This is a genomic window from Olsenella sp. An290, from assembly GCF_002159535.1.
GTDB lineage: Bacteria > Actinomycetota > Coriobacteriia > Coriobacteriales > Atopobiaceae > Thermophilibacter.
Genome location: NZ_NFIU01000001.1, coordinates 45,221 through 68,103 on the forward strand (window position 1 = coordinate 45,221; position 22,883 = coordinate 68,103).

At 68.4% G+C, this 22,883-nt stretch carries 22 protein-coding genes and 6 tRNA genes; 27 read left to right on the forward strand and 1 reads right to left on the reverse strand.

Features of this window, described 5'->3' with window-relative positions:
• The first annotated feature begins 14 nt into the window (after window positions 1-14).
• The 3 genes from B5F84_RS00200 (at window position 15) to B5F84_RS00210 (ending at window position 2,351) form a co-directional block, all read left to right on the forward strand.
• A tRNA-Pro gene (locus B5F84_RS00200) sits at window positions 15-91 on the forward strand.
• Between the two features lie 156 nt (window positions 92-247).
• Entirely contained in the window at window positions 248-1,108 is an 861-nt protein-coding gene (locus B5F84_RS00205; RefSeq protein WP_158094446.1) for a LysR family transcriptional regulator, read from the forward strand.
• Between the two features lie 79 nt (window positions 1,109-1,187).
• Entirely contained in the window at window positions 1,188-2,351 is a 1,164-nt protein-coding gene (locus B5F84_RS00210; protein ID WP_087319521.1) for a glycerate kinase, read from the forward strand.
• Window positions 2,352-2,397: 46 nt separating this feature from the next.
• Here B5F84_RS00210 and B5F84_RS00215 read toward each other — a convergent pair whose 3' ends face one another.
• The gene (locus tag B5F84_RS00215) at window positions 2,398-3,222 is read right to left on the reverse strand and encodes a fused MFS/spermidine synthase (RefSeq protein ID WP_158094447.1); all 825 of its coding nucleotides are present in this window, start codon (window positions 3,220-3,222) and stop codon (window positions 2,398-2,400) included.
• Window positions 3,223-3,363: 141 nt separating this feature from the next.
• On the opposite strand from B5F84_RS00215, the gene tatA reads away from it, so the two are divergent.
• The 24 genes from tatA to rplL all read left to right on the forward strand — a co-directional run bounded on the left by tatA (window position 3,364) and on the right by rplL (window position 22,470).
• Window positions 3,364-3,696 carry a zinc ribbon domain-containing protein gene (tatA, locus tag B5F84_RS00220; protein WP_087319526.1) on the forward strand — a complete coding sequence of 111 codons (333 nt, stop codon included), beginning with the start codon at window positions 3,364-3,366 and terminating at the stop codon, window positions 3,694-3,696.
• Window positions 3,697-3,741: 45 nt separating this feature from the next.
• Entirely contained in the window at window positions 3,742-4,221 is a 480-nt protein-coding gene (gene greA, locus B5F84_RS00225; protein ID WP_087319528.1) for a transcription elongation factor GreA, read from the forward strand.
• An 84-nt stretch (window positions 4,222-4,305) separates the two neighbouring features.
• Window positions 4,306-6,516: a lysine--tRNA ligase gene (gene lysS, locus B5F84_RS00230; protein ID WP_087319530.1), complete on the forward strand. Its 2,211-nt coding sequence runs from the start codon at window positions 4,306-4,308 to the stop codon at window positions 6,514-6,516.
• 486 nt (window positions 6,517-7,002) lie between these two features.
• A complete protein-coding gene (locus tag B5F84_RS00235) occupies window positions 7,003-8,133 on the forward strand; it encodes an acyltransferase (RefSeq protein WP_087319532.1) in 1,131 nt (376 codons plus the stop codon).
• A gap of 72 nt (window positions 8,134-8,205) precedes the next feature.
• Window positions 8,206-10,791: an ATP-dependent Clp protease ATP-binding subunit gene (locus B5F84_RS00240; RefSeq protein ID WP_087319535.1), complete on the forward strand. Its 2,586-nt coding sequence runs from the start codon at window positions 8,206-8,208 to the stop codon at window positions 10,789-10,791.
• A 115-nt stretch (window positions 10,792-10,906) separates the two neighbouring features.
• Entirely contained in the window at window positions 10,907-11,986 is a 1,080-nt protein-coding gene (gene disA, locus B5F84_RS00245; RefSeq protein ID WP_087319536.1) for a DNA integrity scanning diadenylate cyclase DisA, read from the forward strand.
• Entirely contained in the window at window positions 11,986-12,756 is a 771-nt protein-coding gene (ispD, locus tag B5F84_RS00250; protein ID WP_087319538.1) for a 2-C-methyl-D-erythritol 4-phosphate cytidylyltransferase, read from the forward strand. The genes disA and ispD overlap by 1 nt, the downstream gene beginning before the upstream one ends.
• A 13-nt stretch (window positions 12,757-12,769) precedes the next feature.
• Window positions 12,770-13,246, forward strand: a complete 477-nt coding sequence (gene ispF, locus B5F84_RS00255; RefSeq protein WP_087319540.1) for a 2-C-methyl-D-erythritol 2,4-cyclodiphosphate synthase — start codon at window positions 12,770-12,772, stop codon at window positions 13,244-13,246.
• Between the two features lie 131 nt (window positions 13,247-13,377).
• On the forward strand, window positions 13,378-14,856 hold the full coding sequence (gene cysS / locus B5F84_RS00260; RefSeq protein WP_087319542.1) for a cysteine--tRNA ligase: 1,479 nt from the start codon (window positions 13,378-13,380) through the stop codon (window positions 14,854-14,856).
• Between the two features lie 2 nt (window positions 14,857-14,858).
• Window positions 14,859-15,788, forward strand: a complete 930-nt coding sequence (gene rlmB, locus B5F84_RS00265) for a 23S rRNA (guanosine(2251)-2'-O)-methyltransferase RlmB (protein ID WP_087319543.1) — start codon at window positions 14,859-14,861, stop codon at window positions 15,786-15,788.
• A complete protein-coding gene (locus B5F84_RS00270) occupies window positions 15,781-16,326 on the forward strand; it encodes an NYN domain-containing protein (protein ID WP_087319545.1) in 546 nt (181 codons plus the stop codon). Before rlmB ends, B5F84_RS00270 begins: the two co-directional genes overlap by 8 nt.
• Window positions 16,327-16,432: 106 nt before the next feature.
• A tRNA-Thr gene (locus B5F84_RS00275) sits at window positions 16,433-16,507 on the forward strand.
• Between the two features lie 220 nt (window positions 16,508-16,727).
• A tRNA-Tyr gene (locus B5F84_RS00280) sits at window positions 16,728-16,811 on the forward strand.
• Window positions 16,812-16,814: 3 nt separating this feature from the next.
• Window positions 16,815-16,890 (forward strand) — tRNA-Thr (locus B5F84_RS00285).
• 27 nt (window positions 16,891-16,917) lie between these two features.
• Window positions 16,918-16,994: transfer RNA gene (locus B5F84_RS00290), tRNA-Met, on the forward strand.
• A gap of 92 nt (window positions 16,995-17,086) precedes the next feature.
• Entirely contained in the window at window positions 17,087-18,292 is a 1,206-nt protein-coding gene (tuf, locus tag B5F84_RS00295; RefSeq protein ID WP_087319547.1) for an elongation factor Tu, read from the forward strand.
• 207 nt (window positions 18,293-18,499) lie between these two features.
• Entirely contained in the window at window positions 18,500-18,649 is a 150-nt protein-coding gene (gene rpmG / locus B5F84_RS00300; protein WP_072374082.1) for a 50S ribosomal protein L33, read from the forward strand.
• 20 nt (window positions 18,650-18,669) lie between these two features.
• Window positions 18,670-18,745: transfer RNA gene (locus B5F84_RS00305), tRNA-Trp, on the forward strand.
• Window positions 18,746-18,815: 70 nt separating this feature from the next.
• Window positions 18,816-19,181 (forward strand): preprotein translocase subunit SecE, encoded by a 366-nt coding sequence (gene secE, locus B5F84_RS00310; RefSeq protein WP_087319549.1) that lies wholly within the window; start codon window positions 18,816-18,818, stop codon window positions 19,179-19,181.
• Window positions 19,182-19,184: 3 nt separating this feature from the next.
• The gene (nusG, locus tag B5F84_RS00315) at window positions 19,185-19,733 is read left to right on the forward strand and encodes a transcription termination/antitermination protein NusG (RefSeq protein WP_087319551.1); all 549 of its coding nucleotides are present in this window, start codon (window positions 19,185-19,187) and stop codon (window positions 19,731-19,733) included.
• 92 nt (window positions 19,734-19,825) lie between these two features.
• Complete coding sequence (gene rplK / locus B5F84_RS00320; protein WP_087319553.1) at window positions 19,826-20,254, forward strand: 50S ribosomal protein L11; 429 nt, start codon at window positions 19,826-19,828, stop codon at window positions 20,252-20,254.
• Between the two features lie 119 nt (window positions 20,255-20,373).
• Complete coding sequence (rplA, locus tag B5F84_RS00325; RefSeq protein WP_087319555.1) at window positions 20,374-21,081, forward strand: 50S ribosomal protein L1; 708 nt, start codon at window positions 20,374-20,376, stop codon at window positions 21,079-21,081.
• 387 nt (window positions 21,082-21,468) lie between these two features.
• A complete protein-coding gene (gene rplJ / locus B5F84_RS00330) occupies window positions 21,469-21,990 on the forward strand; it encodes a 50S ribosomal protein L10 (RefSeq protein WP_087319557.1) in 522 nt (173 codons plus the stop codon).
• A gap of 99 nt (window positions 21,991-22,089) precedes the next feature.
• Window positions 22,090-22,470 carry a 50S ribosomal protein L7/L12 gene (gene rplL, locus B5F84_RS00335; RefSeq protein WP_087319559.1) on the forward strand — a complete coding sequence of 127 codons (381 nt, stop codon included), beginning with the start codon at window positions 22,090-22,092 and terminating at the stop codon, window positions 22,468-22,470.
• Window positions 22,471-22,883 lie beyond the last annotated feature (413 nt).

Here is a 22,883-nt window from a genome sequence, read left to right on the forward strand (position 1 = left end):
ATATCCCCTCGCAACGGGTTGTGGCTCAGCTTGGTAGAGCGCTCGGTTCGGGACCGAGAGGTCGCTGGTTCGAATCCAGTCAACCCGACCACGCACGTGACGCCGGGGGCGCATGCCCCCGGCTTTTTCTTGCGCGATTCCCTTTGCCCTTGCCGTGACGTTCCGGCACCATGGCATGCTCTCCTCGGCCCCGTGGCGCGCGCCGTCACGGGCCAGATGGGGCGCCGGCATGTCATGGGGGTGTCGGATGGACGCGCGCATCCAGAAGATCGAGGCCTTTGTCGCCACGGCGCGGCTGGGCAGCCTCACCCGCGCCGCGCGCCAGCTGGGGTTCACCCAGTCGACGGCAAGCCGCATGGTGTCGAGCCTCGAGGACGAGTGGGGCGTGCGCCTCTTTGACCGCCGCGGGCCCCTGCTGTCCCTTACGGCGGAGGGCGCGCGCCTGCTTCCCGACGCGCGCGCCGTCTGCGAGGCGAGCCTGGGGCTGGAGCGCAGCATCCGGGGCCTGCGCGACGTCGAGACGGGCGCGGTGTGCGTCGCGGCCCCCTCGAGCATCATGTCACGGCGCCTTGCGGGGCCCCTGGGCCGCTTTGTCACGGAGCACCCGAAGGTGGAGATCAGCCTCTTTGAGTGCACCTACCAAGAGGCCGAGCAGATGCTGCGCGACGGCCGCGCGGACTTCTCCTTTGTGGCCTCGCGGGTGGAGGGCCCGGGCCTGGTCTGCGCCCCCTTCGACCGCGACGAGATCGTCGTCGTGACGCCGATGGGCCACTTTGCCGAGGACGTTGACCCCATCCCGGTGCAGCGCCTGCTCGACGAGCGCTTCATCGTGGACACCGAGACGGCGCCCGTGCTTCAGCGCGAGCTCACGAGCCCCCTCATCCGCTGCACCATCTCCGACATCACCGCCATCCTCGCGCTTGTTGAGGCGGGGCTGGGAATCTCGCTGCTGCCGAGCCTCGCGCTCGAGCGCCTCGGCCACCACGTCGAGGTGCACCATCTCGAGGTCCCCGCGCACCGGACCGTCTACCTCGCGCACCGCCGGGAGCGCGAGCTCTCGCTCGCCGCGACGTCCTTCCTGGGGCACCTGGGGAGCGAGAGGCGGTAGGGCCCGTCGGCCTGTCGCCCGGCGTCGCCCCGCCCCGTGGGATACTGTCAGCATGGACAGACCCTGCGAAGGAGGTCCCATGGCACGCCCGCCCCGCTTTCTCCTTGCGACCGACTCCCTCAAGGGGACCCTCTCCTCGGCCGAGGCCGCCCGCCTGCTCGAGGCGGCCGCCCGGTGCCACTTCCCGGGCTGCGGCTGCGTGAGGGTTCCCCTGGCCGACGGCGGCGAGGGGACGGTCGAGGCCGTGGTGGCGGCCTCGGGGGGAAGGCTCTGCCGCGCGGCCGCGCACGACCCCTTGGGCCGGCCCGTCGAGGCCGTCTGGGGCCTGCTCCCCGACGGGCGCGCGCTCATTGAGACGGCCGCCGCCTCGGGCCTTCCCCTGCTCGGGCCCGACGAGAGAAACCCGCTCCTCACGAGCACCTACGGGACGGGCGAGCTCGTCCTCGCGGCGCTTAACGCCGGCGCGCGCGACGTGACCCTTGCCCTGGGCGGCAGCGCCACCAACGACGGCGGCATGGGCTGCATGCGCGCCCTCGGCGCGCGCTTCCTGGACGCGCGGGGCCGAGAGCTTGCGGGCACGGGCGCCGACCTGGCCCGCGTCGCCGCGATCGACCTCTCCGGCCTCGACCCGCGCGTGCACGCGACGGCCTTCCACCTCATGTGCGACGTGGACAGCCCGCTCACGGGCCCCGCGGGGGCGAGCGCCGTCTTTGGCCCGCAGAAGGGCGCGTCGCCCGCCATGGTGGCCGAGCTGGAGCGCGGCATGGGCTCCTATGCCCAGGTGCTCGCGCGCACGTTTGGGCGCGATCTTGACGTTCCCGGCGCGGGCGCGGCCGGCGGCCTCGGTGCTGCCGGCCTGGCGTTTCTCGCGGCCCGCCCTCAGAGCGGCGCCGCGCGCGTGCTCGAGCTCGTGGGCTTTCGCTCGCTGCTCGCGGGCGCGGACCTCTGCGTGACGGGGGAGGGCCACGCCGACGCCCAGACCGCACGGGGCAAGGTCGTCTCGGCCGTGGCCGCCTCCTGCGCCGCGGCGGGCGTGCCCTGCGTGGCCGTGGTGGGAGGCATGTCGGCGGACGCCGCGCGCCTGCCGGGAATTGCGGCGATGGTGCCCACCGCCATCGAGGCAATCCCGCTCGAGGAGGCGCTCTCGCGCGCCGGGGAGCTCTACGCCCTTGCGGCCGACCGGCTCTTCTCGCTGCTTGCGCTGGGCGGGCGCCTGGGCCGCACGGTGCGCGCCGGAGCCTGAGCGGCTGCGGACCCCTCGGGTCCCCGAGCCCTGGGGCTCCCGGGCCCTACGCCCCGACGCGGGCGCCCGCGGGCACGACGCCCGCGGCGTCAGTGGCCACGAGCACGTTGTTGCCGGGCTTTCTGGGCTCGTCCGGCCACTCGGGCACGATCCCCACGTGCGCGAACTCGTGCCCGAACGCCGCCACGACCCCGTCCAGCACCCGCGCCCGCCGCCCCTCGCACGCACAGCGCACGTTGGCGAGGTAGACGCCGCCTGCGGCCAGGTGCTCGCGCACCATCCGCGCGCCCTCCTCGCTCGTGAGCGGGCCGAGCGGCCGGTTGCCCGAGAACGCGTCGTTCACGATCACGTCGTAGGGCTCCTCGGCCGCGCGGACGAAGCCCCACGCGTCATCGTTTACCAGGCGGAGCCGCCCGTTCTTCTCGGCCCCCGTCTTTTCCAGGCACTCGTCGAGGAAGAAGAGCTCGCGCGCGATCTGGGTGATTGCCGGGTCCACCTCGACGACGTCGACGCGCGCCTGGGGGACGTGGGCGGCCAGGTACTTGGGCAGCGAGTAGCCGCCCCCGCCCATCACGAGCACGCGGACGGGGCGGCCCAGGTCCTCGATCAGGCGCGCCATCTCGCGGTGGTACTCGCAGGCCAGCTCAAAGCGCAGCCCCTCGGGCACGTAGCAGGCGCTCTGGTAGGTGCCGTTGACGTTGAGCAGGCGCACGGGCGTGTGGTCGAGGTCCTCCGTGTCAAAGACGAGCGTGAGGCCAAAGCGGGTGCGCCGCAGCTCGACGCCCCGCTTGCGCAGGGCCCAGGGCATGAGGGCAAGCGCGGCGGTGCACACGACGGTCAGGATGACGAGCGCGATGATGAGCTCTGGCAAGGGACCTCCCCGGCGACGCGCGAGAAGGGGCATTTCTCGCGTGATAGAGATTGTGAGTAGCACGTAACCTCGGCTATACTAGCTGATGCTGCATTGGGCCCGTGGCCCACACACGACAACGCATCGGAAGGACACTTCACTATGTTTCTTGGCATGGGGCCCCTCGAGCTCGTCATCATCGTCGTCATCGTGCTCATCATCTTTGGGCCCAAGAACCTTCCCAAGATCGGCTCGGCCTTGGGCAAGACGGTGAAGAACGTCCGCGAGGGCATGGAGGAGGGCAAGGAGGAGATCGGCGAGAAGTCCGAGTCCTCCGACGAGCCCGTCGAGGTCGTCCAGGACGAGGATGACGCCGACGCCCCCGTGACCCCTGCCGACGCCGACGGTCAGTACTGCCCCAAGTGCGGTGCCCACAACGCGACCGGCGCGAGCTTCTGCGCCAAGTGCGGCGCCAAGCTCGGCTCTGACAACTAGTCCGCCGCTCACCCGGTTCCACACGCTTCAACAAGAGGGCAGAACATGGACAACACCAAGAAGATCGAGCTCACCCCCGAGGGTCGCCAGCGCCTCATCGACGAGCTGGCCTTCCGCGAGGGAGAGAAGCACGACGAGATCGTCGAGCGCATCAAGGAGGCCCGCGGCTTCGGCGACCTCTCCGAGAACTCCGAGTACGACGCCGCCAAGGAGGAGGAGGCCCGCAACGCCTCCCGCATCAACGAGATTCGCCAGATCCTCTCCATGGCCACCGTCGTGGAGGCCGGCTCCAGCCGTGACCTCACCGTCTCCATCGGCACGACGGTCGAGCTGAAGGACGAGAAGGGCAAGACGTCCTCCTTCACCATCGTGGGCACCACGGAGACCAACTCTCTCGAGCACAAGATTTCGAACGAGTCGCCCGTGGGCAGCGCCCTTGTGGGCCACAAGAAGGGCGACGAGGTCGAGGTTGCCGCGCCGTCCGGCAAGACCCGCACCTACGTCATCGTCTCCATCAGCCGCTAGCACCTGACCTGCGCATCTAAGAGCGAGGCGCCCCGTGTCTGCATCTGCGCAGGTACGGGGCGCATCTATACGAAAGGACCACCCATGGCAGAGACCCAGCAGCCCACCACCGACGAGCGCGCGATGCGCCGTGCGCGCCGCCAGGCCCTCATCGACGCGGGCGTGAACCCGTACCCCATCGCGTCCGAGGTCACGGCGCACGCCGCCGAGCTCGAGGAGCGCTACGCCGAGCTTGCCGACGGCACGGACACCGAGGACGTGGTGAGCGTGGCCGGTCGCATCCGCGCCTTCCGCAAGCAGGGCAAGGCCGCCTTCATCGTGATTGAGGACGTGACGGGCTCCATCCAGCTCTTCTGCCGCCGCGACGTGCTCGGCGACGAGGAGTGGGCGCTTCTCTCCAACCTCGACCTCGGCGACATCCTCGGCGCCACGGGCGCCGTGCTGCGCACGCGCCGCGGGCAGCTGTCCGTCTCCCCGAGCTCGCTCACCGTGCTCTCGAAGGCGCTGCGTCCCCTGCCGGAGAAGTTCCACGGCCTCACCGACCGCGAGGTCCGCTACCGTCAGCGCTACCTCGACCTCATCATGAACCCCGAGGTCCGCGACGTCTTCCGCAAGCGCAGCCAGATCGTCTCTCTCATCCGCCGCTTCATGGAGGCCGACGGCTACATGGAGGTGGAGACGCCGATGATGCACGCCATCCTCGGCGGCGCCAACGCCAAGCCGTTCGTGACGCACTTCAACGCGCTCGACCGCGACTTCTACCTGCGCATCGCCACCGAGCTGCCGCTCAAGCGCTGCATCGTGGGCGGCCTCGAGCGTGTCTTTGAGATCGGCCGCAACTTCCGAAACGAGGGCATGGACCTCACGCACAACCCCGAGTTCACCTCGATGGAGGCCTACTGCGCCTACGCCGACCTCTCCACGATGAAGCGCCTCTCGCAGGACCTCTTCAAGATGATCGCGCGCGAGGTCTGCGGCTGCGAGGAGGGTCACGAGGTCATCACCTACCAGGGGCAGGAGATCGACATGTCCGGGGAGTGGGCGAGCCGCCCGCTCTCCGAGATCGCCTCCGAGGTCGTGGGCGAGCACGTGGACATGGACACCCCGATCGAGCACCTGCGCGAGCTCTGCGAGCGGCACGGCATCGAGGTGCAGCCCGGCTGGGGTGCGGGCAAGCTCCTCTTTGAGCTCTATGACGAGCTTGGCGAGCAGACCATCGTGAACCCCACCTTTGTCTGCGACTACCCGGAGGAGGTGAGCCCCCTCTCCAAGCGCAAGGACGACGACCCGCGCCTCACGGACCGCTTTGAGCTGGTCATCGCCGGCCACGAGTACGCCAACGCCTTCTCCGAGCTCAACGACCCCGTCGACCAGGCCGGCCGCTTTGCCGAGCAGGTTGCCGCCAAGGGCATGGGCGACGACGAGGCCATGGGCTACGACTACGACTACGTGCGCGCCCTCGAGTACGGCATGCCCCCGGCGGGTGGCATCGGCTACGGCATCGACCGCATGATCATGCTCTTCTGCGACCAGCCCGCCATTCGCGACGTGCTGCTCTTCCCGGCAATGAAGCCGGAGGCCATCACGCGCGCGGACATCGAAGCGCAGGTCGCGGGTGCCGTGACCGATGGTGCCGCGGCGTCTGTGGACGCCATCGCCGAGGATGCCGAGAAGGTTACGGCCGCGCCTGCGGCGGCGCCGGCGGCGCTTGTCGCCGGGCTCTCCCGCGACGAGGCAATGGCCCTTCTTGCCGAGCACAACAAGGAGGAGTTCCACCTCGAGCACGGCGCGACCGTGGGCGGCGTGATGCGCGTCTTTGCCGCTGAGATGGACCCCGAGAACGCCGACTTCTGGGAGATCGCAGGCATTCTGCACGACCTCGACTGGGAGGAGCACGGTGACGACCCGGTGGGCCACACCACCTACGCGGCCGAGCTCATCCGTGCGGCGGGCGGCTCCGAGGAGCTCGTGCGTGCCATCCAGTCCCACAACTCCGACAACAACCCCGAGCTGCCCGCGCCGGAGCTCCCCATGGAGAGGGTCCTCTTTGCCGTGGACGAGCTTACCGGCCTCATCGGAGCGGCCGTGATCATGCGCCCGAGCAAGTCCGTCATGGACTTCGAGGTGAAGTCGCTCAAGAAGAAGTTCAAGGACAAGCGCTTTGCCGCGGGCTGCGACCGTGACGTCATCCGCAAGGGCGCCGAGCTCTGCGGCTGGGAGCTCGACGAGCTCTTCTCCCGCACGATCGACGCCATGAAGGCCATTGCGCCGGACCGCGATACCTTCGGCAAGTAGGAACGCTCGGCCGGGGCGCCCCTGCGGGCGCCCCGGCCGCCTTTGCCGGCCCGTTTTGCCTCCCTTGGGGCCCCGTTTTGCCTCCCTTGAGCTCCGTTTTCAAGTGTTGGGTACTTTTTCGTGCGCAAGCCGAGTACCCAACACTTGAACGCTAGAAAATCCGCAGGTAGGGAAATGGCACCTGGCAGGTAGTACTAAGTGGGTGCGTCGAAAAAGTACCCAACACTTTCTGGTCAGGCCCGCCGCGGCTTGCGCGGCCGCAAAACGCGCCGTCCTGGCGGGCCGCTCGGCCGCGCCTTGGGCTAAGAAGCGTTACTTTGAGCGAGTTTGCTGTGGCGACTCGTCCAAAGTCACGCTTTGGGGGTCGAAAGCGTTATCTTGGGCGAGTTTGTTGACGTAGCTCACTCGAAGTCACGCTTTGAGTGCGGAAAGCGTGACTTCGAGCGAGCTGTCGCCCGACGCACGAAGAATCGCGGACGAGAGGGGATGTCCCGCATGCTGGAGACCGCCGCCGCGCGCCGCCCGCGGCAAGCCAACTGGGACCTGCTGCGCGGCCTGAGCATGCTGCTCGTGGTGGCGGTGCACACGCTGCCCACGCTTCCGCGCTTTCAGGAGTCGCGCCTGGGCGCGGCCGCGGCGGGCTTCTGCATGGTCTGCGACCCAGTCTTCTTCATGCTGTCGGGCTACTTTGCGATCCGGCCGCTGCGGGGGAGCCTGGGGTCGTACGTGCTCCGAAAGGCGTCGACCGTCCTGATGCCGCTCGTGGTGTACTCGCTCGTGCTGTACGTGACGCTGGGCTGGCCGTCGCTCAGCCCGGGCGGCTACCTGGCATGTCTTGCCGACTACCTGAGCGGTGGATGGTGGTTCGTCCCGGCCCTCGTGCCGTTTTTGCTGCTCGCCCCGTTTCTCTACCAGATGCTCGAGGGCCTCGACGATCGCTGGATCAGGCGGCTTGCCGTGCTCTGCCTCTCTCTGTTTGGCTGGGGCGCCATCTCGCACCTGCTTGCCTCCCTTGCGGGGCTGGTCGGGCGCCCCGGGGTGTCCCGCCTCGTCACCATTGGCACCTACTTTGTTCCCACAGAGCCCCTGCGGGGCTACTTCCCCGTCTTTGTGATGGGCTATCTCTACCGGCGTCTCAGCGCGACGCTCTCGGAGAGGGCCCGGCGCCGCGCCGCGTGCGCCGGGCTCGGGGCGCTCGTGCTGAGCGCGGTTTGCGCGGGGCTCGTCGTCCCCCAGGATGACCCCAACCAGCTCTGGGTGCTCGCGGCGTTTGGCCTCATGTTTGCGTTTGAGTTCACGTGCATCCCGGAGGGGGCCGCGACGCGCGCGGCCGTGTGGGTGGGGAAGCGCTCCTTCTCGATCTACCTGCTTCACTACTATCTCGTCCTCAGGCTTCTCGGCGCCACCCCTGCCTGGACGGGAGCGGCCGCGCTCGTCTCCGACCTCCCGCTGCCCGCGGGCGTGGCGCTGGCGGCGCTCCTGGTGCTGGGCGTCTTTGCCCTCACGCTGCTGCTCGCCTCCGTGCTTGACCCGCTCGTGCTCGCGCCCGCCCAGAGGCTCTTCGACCGCCTCTCCGGCGCCGCGCTGCCCCGCCTCGAGAAACGCGACGTCGCTTAGCACGTTTGCACCTGGCACGCCGTGGGTACAAACTAGTGACGCGAAGGCATCCGAACAAGAAAGACCCTGCCTATGTTTGAGAAGTTCACCGACAAGGCTCGCAAGGTGATGAGCCTCGCGCAGGACGAGGCCCGCGGCCTCGGCCAGATGTACGTTGGCACCGAGCACCTGCTGCTCGCCCTCATCAAGGAGGGCGAGGGCGTCGCCGCGCAGGCGCTGGCCAAGCTCGACGTGACCTACGACGAGACGCTCGCCACGGTTCGCGAGCTCACCACAAGCGAGAACGAGCCCGTCCCCGGTGGGCACATCCCCTTCACGCCGCGCGCCAAGCGCGTGCTCGAGGGGGCCTACCGCGAGACCATGACGCACGGACAGACCTACATCGCCACGGAGCACCTGCTGCTCGGGATCGTCGCCGAGGGCAACGGTCGCGCGATGGACGCCCTGCGCCAGATGGGCGTCTCCGGGGACGCCGTGCGCAACGCCGTCTCGGACCTCGCGGGCAAGCACCCCGAGACCGCCACGCCCGCCTCGGCGGACGTGCGCGCCGGCAGCTTCATCGGCGGCCCCGGCCCGCAGCAGCAGGGCGAGGAGGGCTCGGTCCTCGAGCAGTACGGCCGCAACCTCACCAAGCTTGCCGCCGACGGCAAGCTTGACCCCGTGATCGGCCGTGACCGCGAGATCGAGCGCGTGATGCAGGTCCTCGCGCGCCGCCAGAAGAACAACCCGCTCATCCTGGGCGACCCGGGCGTGGGCAAGACGGCCATCGTGGAGGGGCTCGCCCAGCTCATCGCGGGCGGCAACGTGCCCGACATCCTGCGCGGCAAGCAGGTCTGGACGCTCGACCTCGCAAGCCTCGTGGCGGGGTCCAAGTACCGCGGCGAGTTCGAGGAGCGCATGAAGAAGGTCGTCCGCGAGCTCGAGGAGTCGGAGAACGACATCCTCTTCATCGACGAGATCCACACCGTCATCGGCGCGGGCTCGGCCGAGGGCTCGATCGACGCGGCCTCCATCCTGAAGCCTCCGCTCTCGCGCGGGGAGATCCAGGTCATCGGCGCCACCACGGCCGAGGAGTACCGCAAGCACATCGAGAAGGACTCAGCGTTCGAGCGCCGCTTCCAGCCCGTGAACATCGGCGAGCCCTCCCCCGAGGACACCATCAAGATCATCGAGGGCCTCAAGCAGCGCTACGAGCAGCACCACCACGTGCGCTACACCGACGCCGCGATCAAGGCGGCCGTCGCGCTCTCGAGCCGCTACGTCCAGGACCGGTTCCTCCCGGACAAGGCCATCGACGTGCTCGACGAGGCAGGCGCCCGCACGCGCGTCCACAAGATGTCGCTCCCGCCCGAGATCGCCCAGACCGACGCCGACCTCGCGCGCGTCCGCGAGGAGAAGTCCGCTGCCGCCGCTGCCCAGGAGTTCGAGGAGGCCGCGCGCCTGCGCGACGAGGAGAAGGCGCTCGTCGCCCGCCGCGACGAGCTCGAGGCCTCCTGGCGCGAGGAGCTCGCGGCCAACGTGGTGACCGTGGACGAGGACGACATCGCCGACGTGGTCTCCTCCATGACTGGCGTGCCCGTCTCCAGCCTCACCGAGGCGGAGGCCTCCAAGCTCCTGCGCTGCGAGGACGTCCTCCACCAGCGCGTCGTGGGCCAGGACGAGGCCGTGACCAAGGTCGCCAAGGCCATCCGCCGCAGCCGCAGCCCCCTCAAGGACCCGCGCCGCCCCGGCGGCTCGTTCATCTTCCTCGGCCCCTCGGGCGTGGGCAAGACCGAGCTCGCCAAGGCGCTCGCCGAGTTCCTCTTCGGCTCCGAGGAGGCGCTCATCAGCTTTGACATGTCCGAGTTCATGGAGAAGCACACCGTCTCCAAGCTCGTGGGCGCCCCTCCCGGATACGTGGGCTACGACGAGGGCGGCGAGCTCACCAAGGCCGTCCGGCGCCGCCCGTACTCGGTCGTGCTGTTCGACGAGGTCGAGAAGGCCCACCCCGACGTCTTCAACGTCCTGCTCCAGATCCTGGAGGAGGGCCGCCTCACGGACGGCCAGGGCCGCCACGTGGACTTCTCCAACACCGTCATCATCATGACGTCCAACATCGGCGCGCGCGACATCGCGCAGACCACCACGATGGGCTTCTCCGCCCAGGGGGCCTCCGGCCTCTCCGACAAGGAGATCACCTCTCGCGTGATGTCCGAGCTCAAGAGGCACTTCCGCCCCGAGTTCCTGAACCGCGTGGACGAGGTCGTGGTCTTCAAGTCGCTCACCTCCGAGCAGCTCCGCGGCATCGTCGAGCTCATGGTGGCCGACCTGCGCGAGCGCCTCATCACCCAGGGCATGTCCATCGAGCTCACGGACGCCGCGCGCGACCTTGTGGCCAAGGAGGGGGCCGACCCCATCTACGGCGCTCGCCCGCTGCGCCGCGCCATCCAGACGCTCATCGAGGACCCGCTCTCCGAGGAGCTGCTGCAGGGCCTCTGGCACAAGGGCGAGATCATTCGCGTGGACGAGAAGGACGGTCAGCTCGTCTTTGAGCACACGACGGGAGAGATTCCCGCGCCGCGCCGCCGAGAGCACATGAGCGCCCCGGACCGCTCCGCCCTGCCCGAGCCCTCCCGGGGAGCCCAGGGGGCGGGCGGCCTCAGGGCCGAGGGAGCCTAGCGTTTCGGGGACGGGGCGCGGGCGCGCCCCGTCCCTCGCCCGGGCCGGTCGCACGATATACTGCAAGGCGAGAAGAACGCCGGCCCCGACGGCCGGCTGAGACGAAGGGTCGCCCATGGAGACTTCTCAGCTGGATACCAGTGCCGCCGAGCGCGAGCAGCGCTACCAGGACGCCGTGCGCAACACGGCCCCCGGGACCCCCTTGCGCGTTGCCCTGGACATGATCTTGGCGGGGCACCTGGGGGCCCTCATCTGCGTCGGCGACACCGAGAACGTGCTCGCCGCCGGAGACGACGGCTTCAAGCTCGACGTCTCCTTCACGGCCAACCGCCTCTTCGAGCTCTGCAAGATGGACGGGGCCGTGGTCGTGGACCGCGACCTCACCAAGATCTTGCGCGCCAACTACCATCTCAACCCGGACCCGTCGCTGCCCACCTCGGAGACGGGCACGCGCCACCGCACTGCCGCGCGCATGAGCCTGCTCACCAAGGCCATGGTGGTGTCGGTGTCCTCGCGCCGCTCGGTGGTGAACGTCTACGTCGACGGCAAGGGCTTCCAGATCAAGAGCGTGAGCGACCTGCTCACCACGGTCAACCAGCTCACGGTTGCCATGCAGAACACGCGCTCGCAGCTCGACCGGAGCCTGCTGCGCCTCACGAGCCTCGAGCTCGACAACGTGGTCACGCTCGGGGACCTCACGAACATCTTCTACCTCTTCGAGGTTCTTCTCAGCGCGGGAGGCGAGCTCAACGGCTGCATCGTCCAGCTTGGCCGCGAGGGGAAGATCGCTCAGATGCAGCGCGACGAGTACCTGGCCGGCGTCGACGAGGCCTACACGCTCATGATTCGCGACTACGCCGCGGACTCCTCCGAGGAGGCCGCGCGCGAGGTGCGCCGCAACCTGCACGACACCGTCAACACCCAGCTGCGCTCGGCCAAGACCGTGGCCAAGATCCTCGGCTTCACCGACGACCGCGGCGAGGACTCCATCATGACGCCGCTCGGGCTGCGCACGCTCTCCCGCGTGCCCGTGGTCCGCGAGGGCATGGCCGACAAGATCGTGGACGAGTACGGCTCGCTCCAGGAGGTGCTCGAGGCCGTGGACGACGACCCCTCGCGCCTTGGCAAGATCGGCGTCAAGAACCCCGACGTGCTGGCCAACAGCCTGCATCGCATGTGGGGAAAGGGGGAGTGATGGGCGCCGGCTCGCCCGCCCCCGCCCCGTGCGCCGCACCCGAGCTCCTGGGGACGCCCGGCGAGGGCGCGGACACCTGCGCCGTCATCGTGGCGGGCGGCACCGGCGAGCGGTTCGGCGACCCGCGCGGCAAGCAGTTCGTGGAGCTCTGCGGGCTGCCGCTCATGTGCTGGCCGCTCATGGCGTTTGACCGGGCGCCCTCGGTGGGGTCGCTCGTGGTGGTCTGCGCGCCCGAGCGCGCGGCAGAGGTCACAGGAGACGTCCTTGCGCGGCTCTCCCTCGCAAAGCCCGTGACGATCGCGCCCTCGGGCGCGACGCGCCAGGCCTCCGTGCTCTCCGGCCTTGCGTTCGTGCCCCGTGAGCTCGAGTACGTGGCCGTGCATGACGCCGCGCGGCCCCTCGTCGAGGTCGAGGCGATCGAGCGCGTCGTCGGCGCGGTCCGGGCGGACGCGTCGCTTGCCGGCGCCATCCTGGCCACGCGCTGCACCGATACGCTCAAGCTCGTCGAGGGCGACACGATCGTCGCCACGCCGGACCGCTCCTTCTACTGGGCGGCCCAGACGCCGCAGGTCTTCCGCCGGCGCACGCTGCTCGCCGCGCACAAGGCCGCCGCGCATGACGAGTACCAGGGCACCGACGACGCCTCGCTCGTGGAGCGCGTGGGCGGGCGCGTCCGCGTGGTGGAGTCCACGCGCGACAACATCAAGGTGACCCTGCCCGAGGACCTGGCCCTTGCCGAGGCCACCCTCGAGCGGCGTCTGCTCGGCTGAGAAGGGACCCCGCATGCTAAGAATTGGACACGGCTTTGACGTGCACGCCTTTGCGGAGGGGCGCCGGCTCGTTCTGGGCGGCGTCGACGTGCCGAGCGAGCGCGGCCTCGCGGGCCACTCGGACGCGGACGTCGTCGCGCACGCGCTCATGGACGCCGTGCTCGGTGCCCTGCGCGAGGGGGACATCGGCAGGCTCTTCCCGGACACCGACCCCGCCTACGAGGGCGCCGACTCGCTCGCGCTGATGCGCCGCGTGGCGGGGCTCGCCTGCGAGCGCGGCTGGCGCGTGGCAGACGCCGACTGCACCATCGCCGCGCAGGCGCCCAAGCTCGCGCCGTACCGCGAGGAGATGCGCGCCAACATGGCCGCGGCCCTCGGCGTCCCCGTCGAGGCGGTGGGCGTCAAGGCCACCACCACGGAGCGCCTCGGCTTCGTGGGCCGCGAGGAGGGCATCGCCGCCTGGGCCGTGGTCCTGCTGGAGCGCGCGTAGGGCGCCCCCGCGCGACCTCGCGTCCCGCGGGCCGGCCCGGGGTCCCGCGCCGCGGCGACCCGACGGTTCTTGTCGCCCGCCGGCGCTATACTGGTCGGACGACACGACACCAGAGACGCCAAGGAGCACCCATGCTCGTCTACAACAGTCAGACGCACAAGAAGGAGGAGCTCGAGCCCATCGAGCCCGGCAAGATCCGGATGTACGTCTGCGGCCCCACGGTCTATGACCAGATTCACATTGGCAACGCGCGGACGTTCCTTGCGTTCGACGTGATTCGTCGCTACCTCATGTACAAGGGCTACGCCGTCACGTTTGCCCAGAACCTCACGGACGTGGACGACAAGATCATCAACCGCGCCAACGAGGAGGGCAAGACCGCGGCCGAGGTGGCCGAGGAGTGCTCGGCCGCGTTCATCGAGCAGATGCACCGCTTCGGCGTGCTCGACCCGGACATCCGCCCGCGCGCCACGCGCGAGATCGAGGCCATGCAGGAGATGATCTCCCTGCTCATCGAGGGCGGCCACGCCTACCCGGTCCCCTCCGGCGACGTCTACTTCTCCGTGCGCTCCGACACGAGCTACGGCATCCTCTCCGGCCGCGACCTCGACCAGATGCGCGCCGGCGAGCGCGTTGAGGTCAACGACGAGAAGCGCGACCCCTTTGACTTTGCGCTCTGGAAGGCCGCCAAGCCCGGCGAGCCGAGCTGGCCCTCCCCGTGGGGAGACGGCCGCCCCGGCTGGCACACCGAGTGCTGCGCGATGATCCACCGCTACCTGGGCACCCCGATCGACATCCACGGCGGCGGCGCCGACCTCGTCTTCCCGCACCACGAGAACGAGACCGCCCAGGCCATGTGCGCCTGGGACACGGCGCTCGCCAACACCTGGATGCACACCGGGATGCTTCGCGTGGACGGCGAGAAGATGTCCAAGAGCCTCGGCAACTTCTACACGCTCAAGGAGGTGCTCGACAAGTACCCCGCCGACGCCGTGCGCCTGCTCATGCTGCAGACGCACTACCGCGCGCCGCTCGACTTCTCCTTCGAGCGCCTGGAGGGCGTGCGCGGCACGCTCGAGCGCCTGGTCACCTGCGTCAAGAACCTTCGCTGGGCCGCCGAGCGCGCCCCGCAGGACGGCGAGCTCAACGACGCCGACCGCACGCTCGGCCACCAGATCGACGAGGCGCGCGCCGAGTTCTGCCGCCAGATGGACGACGACTTCAACACCGCCGGCGGCCTCGCCGCGATCTTTGGCCTGGTGACGGCCTCCAACACCTATCTCGCCGACGCGGCCGACGACACCTCGACCCCGGTCACGCTGCGCGCGGCGGACATGCTGTGCGAGCTCGCCGAGGTCATGGGCATCTCGCTGCCGCGAACCGCAGACGCCGACGAGCTTCCCGCGGGCCTCGTCGACCTGGCGCGCGAGCACGCGGGCCTTGCGGACGGGACGCCCGCCGAGGCCGCCGAGGTCCTTCTCGCCGCGCGCCAGCAGGCCCGTGCCGAGAAGAACTGGGCGGTCGCCGACGCCATCCGTGACGGCATCGCCGCGCTCGGCCTGGTGCTCGAGGACACGGCCGCGGGCGCACGCCTGCGCCGCAAGGAGTAGCCATGGCGCGCAACCAGTCACGCACGCCCGGGCGCGACCCGCGCCCGGGGAAGGGACGCGCCGCCCGTCCGGCCACGGGAAGGGGCGCGCGGGGCACTAAGGGCCGTGCGGTCGGGCCCCGCCCGGGCGGTCGGGGCGGAGCGCGTCCCGGCGCCGCCCCGCGCCGCGACGCCCGCGAGCGCGGCGACCTCATCGAGGGGCGTCGCGCCGTCGAGGAGGCGCTGGCCTGCGGGATGCCGCTGCGCTCGGCGCTCGTGCAGGAGCGCTCCGGCGAGCGCGACCAGACGCTCGAGGCCCTGGCCCGTCGCCTCGACGAGGCCGGGGTGCCCGTGGAGCGCGTGCCGCGCGCCCGTCTTGACGCGCTCTCGAGCCATGGCGCCCACCAGGGCGTGGTCGTGCGCACGCGCCCGTTCGAGTACGCCGAGCTCTCCGACGTGATCGCCGCGGCGGGAGAGGGGCCGGCCCTCGTGGTGGTGCTCGATCACGTGACCGATCAGGGAAACTTTGGCGCCATCGTGCGCACGGCCGAGGTCGTGGGCGCGGCGGGCGTCGTCGTGGCCAAGGCGCGCTCGGCCTCGGTGGGGGCGGGCGCGTACAAGACCTCCGCAGGTGCTGTCATGCACCTGCCCATCGCCCAGGTGCCCAACCTTGCCCGGGCGCTCGAGCAGCTCAAGCAGGCGGGGTTTTGGGCCTGCGCCGCCACGGAGCACGCGCGCGAGGACGTCTGGCACGCGCCTCTGGGCGGGCGCCTGGCGCTTGTGATGGGCTCGGAGGGGGAGGGCATCTCGCGCCTTGTGGCCGAGACCTGCGACTTCTCGTGCCGCCTGCCGCAGCGTGGGCGGGTGGAGTCGCTCAACGTGGCCCAGGCCACGACGGTGCTCTGCTACGAGTGGCTGCGCCGCGTCGAGCTGGGGGACGGAAGCGATGCCTAGCGCCCCCTCGACGCGCGAGCTTCTGGTGGTGGACGGCTACAACGTGCTCCACAAGTCCGCGCGCTACCTTGCCCGCGCGGACGAGACCTCCGAGGGCGACCCCTTCGAGCAGGCTCGCGAGCTCCTGATCTCCGACGTGGCGGCCTATGCCAAGGGGCGGTTCAACCCGGTCGTCGTCTTTGACGCGGCGGGAAACGTCTCCCCGGAGCGCCCCGACCTCTCGCGGGCGGGCGTGCGCGTGATCTTCTCGGCGGCCGGCGAGTCAGCCGACGCGGTGATCGAGCGCCTGGTGACCGAGGCGCGCCTGGCCCCTCGGGCCGTGACCGTGGTGACCTCGGACCGCACCATCCGGGCCACGGTGGGCGGCGTGCCCGTGACGCGCGTCTCGAGCGACGTGCTCGTGGCGGATGTGGGCGCGCTCGCCGCGGAGTACGAGCGAGAGAACGCCGCGCGGCAGACGCAGCACATGCGTCTTGAGGACCGCATCGACCCCGCCGCCCGCGAGAGGCTCTGGAAGATTCTTCGCGGCGAGTCCTGACGGGGCAAGGGCGGCCGTTACCTTTGCCGGTCCTGTCGGCCCCGCCAAAGAGGGCGGGCGATCGTGCTTCTCGCCCGACGCGGGACACGCTATGATGGGACGACCCGCCGGTATGGCTCAATGGCAGAGCAACGGTTTTGTAAACCGTGGGTTGGGGGTTCGACTCCCTCTACCGGCTCCAGAGGCTTAAGCGAGGCCGCGGCGATGTCGTCGCGGCCTCGCTCTTAGGCCTCCAACTGTCATCCTGCCGAGTTTTACCCCCTGTGAGCTGGGAATGTGTTGGACTCGTGATGATGGATACGCCCGGCGACGGGGTATACGTTGACAAGTTTTTTGACACGTCGTAATCTGTTTTCCGCCCGCGAGGGAGTACGAGCTTCGCAGGTGTCTGAAAACGGAATGGGGATGTGGCACAGCGGCAACTGCGGCGGACTGTAAATCCGCTCCCTCTGGGTTCCTTGGTTCGAGTCCAAGCATCCCCACCATTCGCCCGTGTAGCTCAGTCGGTAGAGCACTTCGTTGGTAACGAAGAGGTCACCGGTTCAAATCCGGTCGCGGGCTCCATCTTCCGTTTCAGGCGCAAGGCACCATGCCGGTGTAGCTCAGTTGGTTAGAGCACGCGGCTCATACCCGCGATGTCACTGGTTCGAGTCCAGTCACCGGTACCAGAGTTCTTGGCGGCGCTTCGGCGCCGCTTGGCATAAGAACGAAGTAAGTCTATGGGTCGGCCGAACAGGTTGGTTCCAAAAGGAGGATGGCAATGGCCAAGGAGAAGTTCGATCGCTCTAAGCCCCACGTAAACATCGGTACGATTGGTCACGTCGACCACGGCAAGACCACCACGACGGCCGCTATCACCAAGGTCCTCTCCGAGACCGAGGGCTGCAAGGCTGACTACACCGCCTTCGAGAACATCGACAAGGCTCCCGAGGAGCGTCAGCGCGGCATTACCATCAACGTTGCCCACATCGAGTACGAGACCTGGGAGCGTCACTACGCTCACGTCGACTGCCCCGGTCACGCCGACTACATCAAGAACATGATTTCCGGCGCGGCTCAGATGGACGGTGCCATCCTCGTCATCGCCGCCACCGACGGCCCCATGGCCCAGACTCGTGAGCACATCCTGCTCGCCCGTCAGGTCGGCGTCCCCTACATCATCGTCTTCCTGAACAAGTGCGACATGGTTGACGACGACGAGCTCATCGACCTCGTCGAGATGGAGACCCGTGACCTCCTCTCCGAGTACGACTTCCCCGGCGACGACCTGCCGATCATCCGCGGCTCCGCCCTCGGCGCCCTCAACGGCGAGCAGAAGTGGGTCGACTCCATCCTCGAGCTCATGCACGCCGTCGACTCCTACATCCCGACGCCGCCGCGTGACAACGACAAGCCCTTCCTCATGGCCATCGAGGACGTCATGACCATCTCCGGTCGTGGTACCGTCGCCACCGGCCGTGTCGAGCGCGGCGAGCTCAAGCTCAACGAGCCGGTCGAGATCATCGGCATCCGTGAGAAGCAGACCTCCGTTGCCACCGGCATCGAGATGTTCCGCAAGACCATGGACTTCTGCGAGGCTGGCGACAACGTCGGCATCCTTCTCCGCGGCATCAAGCGCGAGGACATCGAGCGCGGCCAGGTCATCTGCAAGCCCGGCTCCGTCACCCCGCACCAGAAGTTCACCGGTGAGATCTACGTTCTCACCAAGGAGGAGGGCGGCCGTCACACCCCGTTCTTCGCCGGCTACCGTCCGCAGTTCTACTTCCGCACCACGGACATCACCGGTGACATCTCCGAGCTCACCGACTCCAACGGCAACAAGGTCGAGATGGCCATGCCGGGCGACCACGTGACGGTCACCTGCGAGCTCATCCACGCCATCGCCATGGAGCAGGGCGACAAGTTCGCCATCCGTGAGGGCGGCCACACCGTCGGCGACGGCCGTATCTCCACCATCCTCGACTAACTTCTCCAGAAGCTAGTTTCGGACCCGGCGTCCCCAGGGCGTCGGGTCTTTTTTCTCGCCGGATCCCTTTTGAGACTTTTGGCGATTCTGTGATACTGTCCGAGAGCGAGCGCGGAGGTTGACAAGGCCCAGGGAGGCTGGTAGCGTATACCACCGCGCCACGTTTGAGGGAAACTCCCTCCAACGAGATGTTCTTCAGGAGGATTGATGCGTACTCTAGTTACCCTCGCGTGCACCGAGTGCAAGCGCCGCAACTACACCACGGACAAGAACAAGTCCAACAACCCCGATCGCATGGAGTTGAAGAAGTACTGCCCGTGGTGCCGTAAGCACACGCTTCACAGGGAGACCCGCTAACCAAGGTGGGTTTTCATCACAGGCCAGTAGCTCCAATGGTAGAGCGGCGGTCTCCAAAACCGTTTGTTGAGGGTTCGAGTCCTTCCTGGCCTGCCAGATTTCACCACCGGCTTTCCCTTCGGGGTTAGCCGGTTTCCATGTAAGGGACGTTTTTAGGGAGTCAGGGATGCCGAACAAGGACCGTAACAAGAGGAGCGTCCGCAAGGCACGCGCCGAGGAGCGCGCCCGCGTGGAGGCCGCCCAGGCCGCTTCTGCACCTGCGGGCTCCCCGGAGGCCGCCAAGGCGGTCGCCAAGGCCGAGAAGAAGCCCGAGAAGGCTTCCAACAAGAAGCCCAACGTCTTCCGCTGCCTTGCCAACTATCTCGGCGACGTCCGCTCCGAGATGCGTCGCGTCGTGTGGCCGTCCAAGGGCGAGCTCAAGAGCTACTCCGTTGCCATCGTGGCGATGCTCATCGTCTTTGGCGTCGTGATCTGGCTCCTCGACTCCGGCATTGTTGCCGCGCTCATCGGCTACACGGGTCTCAGGGGGTAGGAGATGGCTAAGCGCTGGTACGTCATCCACACCTACTCCGGCTACGAGAACAAGGTCAAGGCGGACCTCGAGCACCGCATCGAGACCTATGGCCTTGAGGACAAGGTCGTGGACATCCAGATCCCGACCGAGGAGGTCACCGAGCTCAAGGACGGGGGCAAGCGCGAGACCAAGGAGTCCAAGGTCTTCCCGAGCTACGTCCTCGTGCGCATGGAGGTCGACGACAACACCTGGGCCGTCGTGCGCAACACGCCGGGCGTCACCGGCTTCGTGGGCCTTGACGGCAAGCCGACGCCGCTTCGCCGTGACGAGTTCGACAAGATCATGCGTCGTACCGGCACCCGCGGCGGCACCGTCGCCGTTCCCAAGCGCACCGCGACCAACGTCGAGGTCGGCCAGGCCGTCCGCGTGCTCTCCGGCCCGCTTGCGGACTTCGACGGGCAGGTCTCCGAGGTCATGCCCGACTCCGGCAAGGTGAAGGTCATGCTCACCATCTTCGGTCGCGAGACCCCGGTGGAGCTCACCTTGGACCAGATCTCGGTCATCAGCTAGCAGAAACCCCGCCCGCCCGTCATCGGTGAGGATAGCTTCTCGGGTGCGGCGCTTCGATACGTTCACGCTCACGTTTCCCAAAGGAGAGAACCATGGCCAAGAAGAAGGTCACTGCCTTCATCAAGCTTCAGATTCCGGCCGGCGCCGCCAACCCCGCGCCTCCCGTCGGCCCCGCCCTCGGTGCCGCCCAGGTCAACATCATGCAGTTCTGCCAGGCGTTCAACGCCGCCACGGCGGACAAGCAGGGCGACATCATCCCCGTTGAGATCTCCGTCTACGAGGACCGCTCCTTTGACTTCGTCTGCAAGACCCCGCCCGCGGCCCAGCTCATCAAGAAGGAGCTCGGCCTCAAGAGCGGCTCCGCGGTGCCCCAGCGCGACAAGGTCGGCCAGCTGACCCAGGAGCAGCTCACCAAGATCGCCGAGATCAAGCTCCCCGACCTCAACGCCAACGACATCGAGGCCGCCAAGAAGATCGTCGCCGGCACCGCCCGCTCCATGGGCGTCACCATCGCCGAGTAACGCGTACTGTGTGCAAAGGGGACTGTCCCCTTTGCACGTGAGGATGTGCAAAGGGGACAGTCCCCTTTGCACGCGATGTGGGAGGGCGAGAAGCCCGCTGACCACAGGAGGTAAGGCACATGCCCAAGCACGGTAAGAACTACAAGGCCGCGGCCGCCAAGGTCGACAGCACCAAGCTCTACTCCCCGAAGGCCGCCATGGAGCTCGCCAAGGAGCTCGCCCCGGCCAAGTTTGACGAGACCGTCGAGGTCGCCGTCCGTCTGGGCGTCGACACCCGCAAGGCCGACCAGAACGTCCGTGGCTCCATCTCCCTGCCCCACGGCACCGGCAAGACCGTCCGCGTGGCCGTCTTCGCCGAGGGCGAGAAGGCCCGCGAGGCCGAGGCCGCCGGCGCTGACGTCGTGGGCTCCGATGACCTCGTCGCCCAGATTCAGGCCGGCGAGCTGAACTTCGACGCCGCCATCGCCACGCCCAACATGATGGGCAAGGTCGGCCGCCTCGGCAAGATCCTCGGCCCCCGTGGCCTCATGCCCAACCCCAAGCTCGGCACCGTCACCATGGACGTCGCCAAGATGGTCGGCGAGCTCAAGGCCGGCCGCGTCGAGTACCGCGCCGACCGCTACGGCATCTGCCACGTTCCCATGGGCAAGGTCTCCTTTGACACCGAGAAGCTCGTCGAGAACTACGGCGCGCTCCTCACCGAGCTCATCCGCGTGAAGCCGTCCTCCGCGAAGGGCAAGTACGTCAAGTCCGTCGTCGTCTCCACCACGATGGGCCCGGGCGTCAAGGTCGACCCGACCAAGACCCGCAACTTCATGGAGGACTAGGCCCTCGGCCTGCTCCCAAGCGTGAGACAGTCGGCGGGGTCGCACCTCTTGGTGCGGCCCCGCTTTTGCGTGCGGTGCGCCCGTTTGGCCGCACCGTCGCCCCTGTGCAGGTTCTGCGCAGAGGAAAAAGGGATTGACGGCGCCTGCGGCCCGTGACACAATGACCAAGCGCGAGACGTCCGTCTCGTGATACTGATCGCTGCACGTCCGCTGCCAAAGACAGCCGGTGCCGAGAGGCTCAAAGGGGAAACCCGCCTGCCGAGGTGGTCTCAGAGATTGCATCTTCGAGGACCCCGCTTTGGCTGTGCCGAGCGGGGTCTTCTGTGCGAAGGCCCGCCGCGTCGGTGGTTCGTGCCTGTCGCATAGCAAGGGAGGTGTACCGAACACATGCCATCCAAGTCCAATGTCGAGATGCTGGAGAAGGTCGCGAGCTCGCTCGAGGCCTCTGCCGGTGTCTTTGTCGTCGACTACCGCGGCCTCTCCGTCAAGGAGACCCAGCAGGTGCGTCGCGCTCTGCGCGAGGCTGGTGCCGAGATGAAGGTCTACAAGAACAACATCGTCAAGATCGCTCTTGAGAACGCTGGTCTCCCCAGCATCGACGACATGCTCGCCGGCACCTGCGCCTACGTCTTCTACGAGAAGGACCCCGTCGATGCCGCCAAGGTCATCAAGGAGCAGTCCGAGAAGCTCAAGAAGATGCAGTTCGTCGGCGCCATCGCCGACGGCAAGGCCCTCGCGGCCGACGAGGCCAAGGCCTACGCCGACCTGCCCAACCGCGAGCAGCTCATGGGCCAGATCGCCGGCCTCATCAGCGGCTTCGCCCGTGGCATCGCCGTGTGCGTCAACGAGGTCCCGTCGGGTCTCGCCCGCACCATCAGCGCTGTCTCCGAGCAGAAGCCGGCTGCCTAGCAGCCGCCCGCGGACGCGTCCGCACACCCTGGGGCCTCGCGGGCCCCGCACACGAAAACCAGTCCGTGCGCACCGCACGGGACCGAAAGGAAGCACAACATGGCTAAGCTTACCACCGAGGAGATCATTGACGCCCTCAAGGAGATGACCCTTCTCGAGGCCTCCGAGCTCGTGAAGGCCATCGAGGACACCTTCGGCGTCTCCGCCGCCGCCCCCGTCGCCGCCGTGGCCGCCGCTCCCGCCGCTGCCGCCGCCGAGGAGGAGGAGAAGACCAACTTCGACGTCGTGCTCGAGGGCTTCGGCGACAACAAGATCGCCGTCATCAAGGTCGTCCGCGCCCTGACCAGCCTCGGCCTCAAGGAGGCCAAGGAGGTCGTCGAGGGTGCCCCCAAGGCCGTCCTCGAGGGCGCCAAGAAGGAGGACGCCGAGGCCGCCAAGAAGCAGCTCGAGGAGGCCGGCGCCACCGTCACCCTCAAGTAAGTTCGCTTGCTCGGGTAACGCGCTCAGCGCAGACAGGGGTCGGGCCCAAGGGCCCGGCCCCTTTTTCCATGCCGAGAAGATCGAGGTTCTCGGCCGGGGCCTGGCGGTTCTGGCGCCTGCGCCTGATTCGGGGGATGTGTGCGTTCCGCAGCGCACACATCCCCCGAATCAGGCGGCATTTGCGCACACATCCCCGGATTCTGGCGGCCCAAACGCACATATGCGCGCTTTTGGCGCAGCGCGCAGCCGGCATTGGCACGGCGTGAGGCCAGCTTTGGCGCCGGGCGCGGCCGGCCACGACGGCACCGGCCGCGGCTCCGAAAGGCTTGGGCGGCAGGCGAGAAGGACCATGCAACATCGAACCTTCACATCAAGGTTCTTCTTGCGCTTGCATTTATGCAGGTAGATGGGGT

What these genes read in the sequence shown, in the direction of transcription:
- B5F84_RS00205 (WP_158094446.1), top strand. Translation starts at nt 248, where the DNA reads ATGGACGCGCGCATCCAGAAGATCGAGGCCTTTGTCGCCACGGCGCGG.
- B5F84_RS00210 (WP_087319521.1), top strand. Translation starts at nt 1,188, where the DNA reads ATGGCACGCCCGCCCCGCTTTCTCCTTGCGACCGACTCCCTCAAGGGG.
- tatA (WP_087319526.1), top strand. Translation starts at nt 3,364, where the DNA reads ATGTTTCTTGGCATGGGGCCCCTCGAGCTCGTCATCATCGTCGTCATC.
- greA (WP_087319528.1), top strand. Translation starts at nt 3,742, where the DNA reads ATGGACAACACCAAGAAGATCGAGCTCACCCCCGAGGGTCGCCAGCGC.
- lysS (WP_087319530.1), top strand. Translation starts at nt 4,306, where the DNA reads ATGGCAGAGACCCAGCAGCCCACCACCGACGAGCGCGCGATGCGCCGT.
- B5F84_RS00235 (WP_087319532.1), top strand. Translation starts at nt 7,003, where the DNA reads ATGTCCCGCATGCTGGAGACCGCCGCCGCGCGCCGCCCGCGGCAAGCC.
- B5F84_RS00240 (WP_087319535.1), top strand. Translation starts at nt 8,206, where the DNA reads ATGTTTGAGAAGTTCACCGACAAGGCTCGCAAGGTGATGAGCCTCGCG.
- disA (WP_087319536.1), top strand. Translation starts at nt 10,907, where the DNA reads ATGGAGACTTCTCAGCTGGATACCAGTGCCGCCGAGCGCGAGCAGCGC.
- ispD (WP_087319538.1), top strand. Translation starts at nt 11,986, where the DNA reads ATGGGCGCCGGCTCGCCCGCCCCCGCCCCGTGCGCCGCACCCGAGCTC.
- ispF (WP_087319540.1), top strand. Translation starts at nt 12,770, where the DNA reads ATGCTAAGAATTGGACACGGCTTTGACGTGCACGCCTTTGCGGAGGGG.
- cysS (WP_087319542.1), top strand. Translation starts at nt 13,378, where the DNA reads ATGCTCGTCTACAACAGTCAGACGCACAAGAAGGAGGAGCTCGAGCCC.
- rlmB (WP_087319543.1), top strand. Translation starts at nt 14,859, where the DNA reads ATGGCGCGCAACCAGTCACGCACGCCCGGGCGCGACCCGCGCCCGGGG.
- B5F84_RS00270 (WP_087319545.1), top strand. Translation starts at nt 15,781, where the DNA reads ATGCCTAGCGCCCCCTCGACGCGCGAGCTTCTGGTGGTGGACGGCTAC.
- tuf (WP_087319547.1), top strand. Translation starts at nt 17,087, where the DNA reads ATGGCCAAGGAGAAGTTCGATCGCTCTAAGCCCCACGTAAACATCGGT.
- rpmG (WP_072374082.1), top strand. Translation starts at nt 18,500, where the DNA reads ATGCGTACTCTAGTTACCCTCGCGTGCACCGAGTGCAAGCGCCGCAAC.
- secE (WP_087319549.1), top strand. Translation starts at nt 18,816, where the DNA reads ATGCCGAACAAGGACCGTAACAAGAGGAGCGTCCGCAAGGCACGCGCC.
- nusG (WP_087319551.1), top strand. Translation starts at nt 19,185, where the DNA reads ATGGCTAAGCGCTGGTACGTCATCCACACCTACTCCGGCTACGAGAAC.
- rplK (WP_087319553.1), top strand. Translation starts at nt 19,826, where the DNA reads ATGGCCAAGAAGAAGGTCACTGCCTTCATCAAGCTTCAGATTCCGGCC.
- rplA (WP_087319555.1), top strand. Translation starts at nt 20,374, where the DNA reads ATGCCCAAGCACGGTAAGAACTACAAGGCCGCGGCCGCCAAGGTCGAC.
- rplJ (WP_087319557.1), top strand. Translation starts at nt 21,469, where the DNA reads ATGCCATCCAAGTCCAATGTCGAGATGCTGGAGAAGGTCGCGAGCTCG.
- rplL (WP_087319559.1), top strand. Translation starts at nt 22,090, where the DNA reads ATGGCTAAGCTTACCACCGAGGAGATCATTGACGCCCTCAAGGAGATG.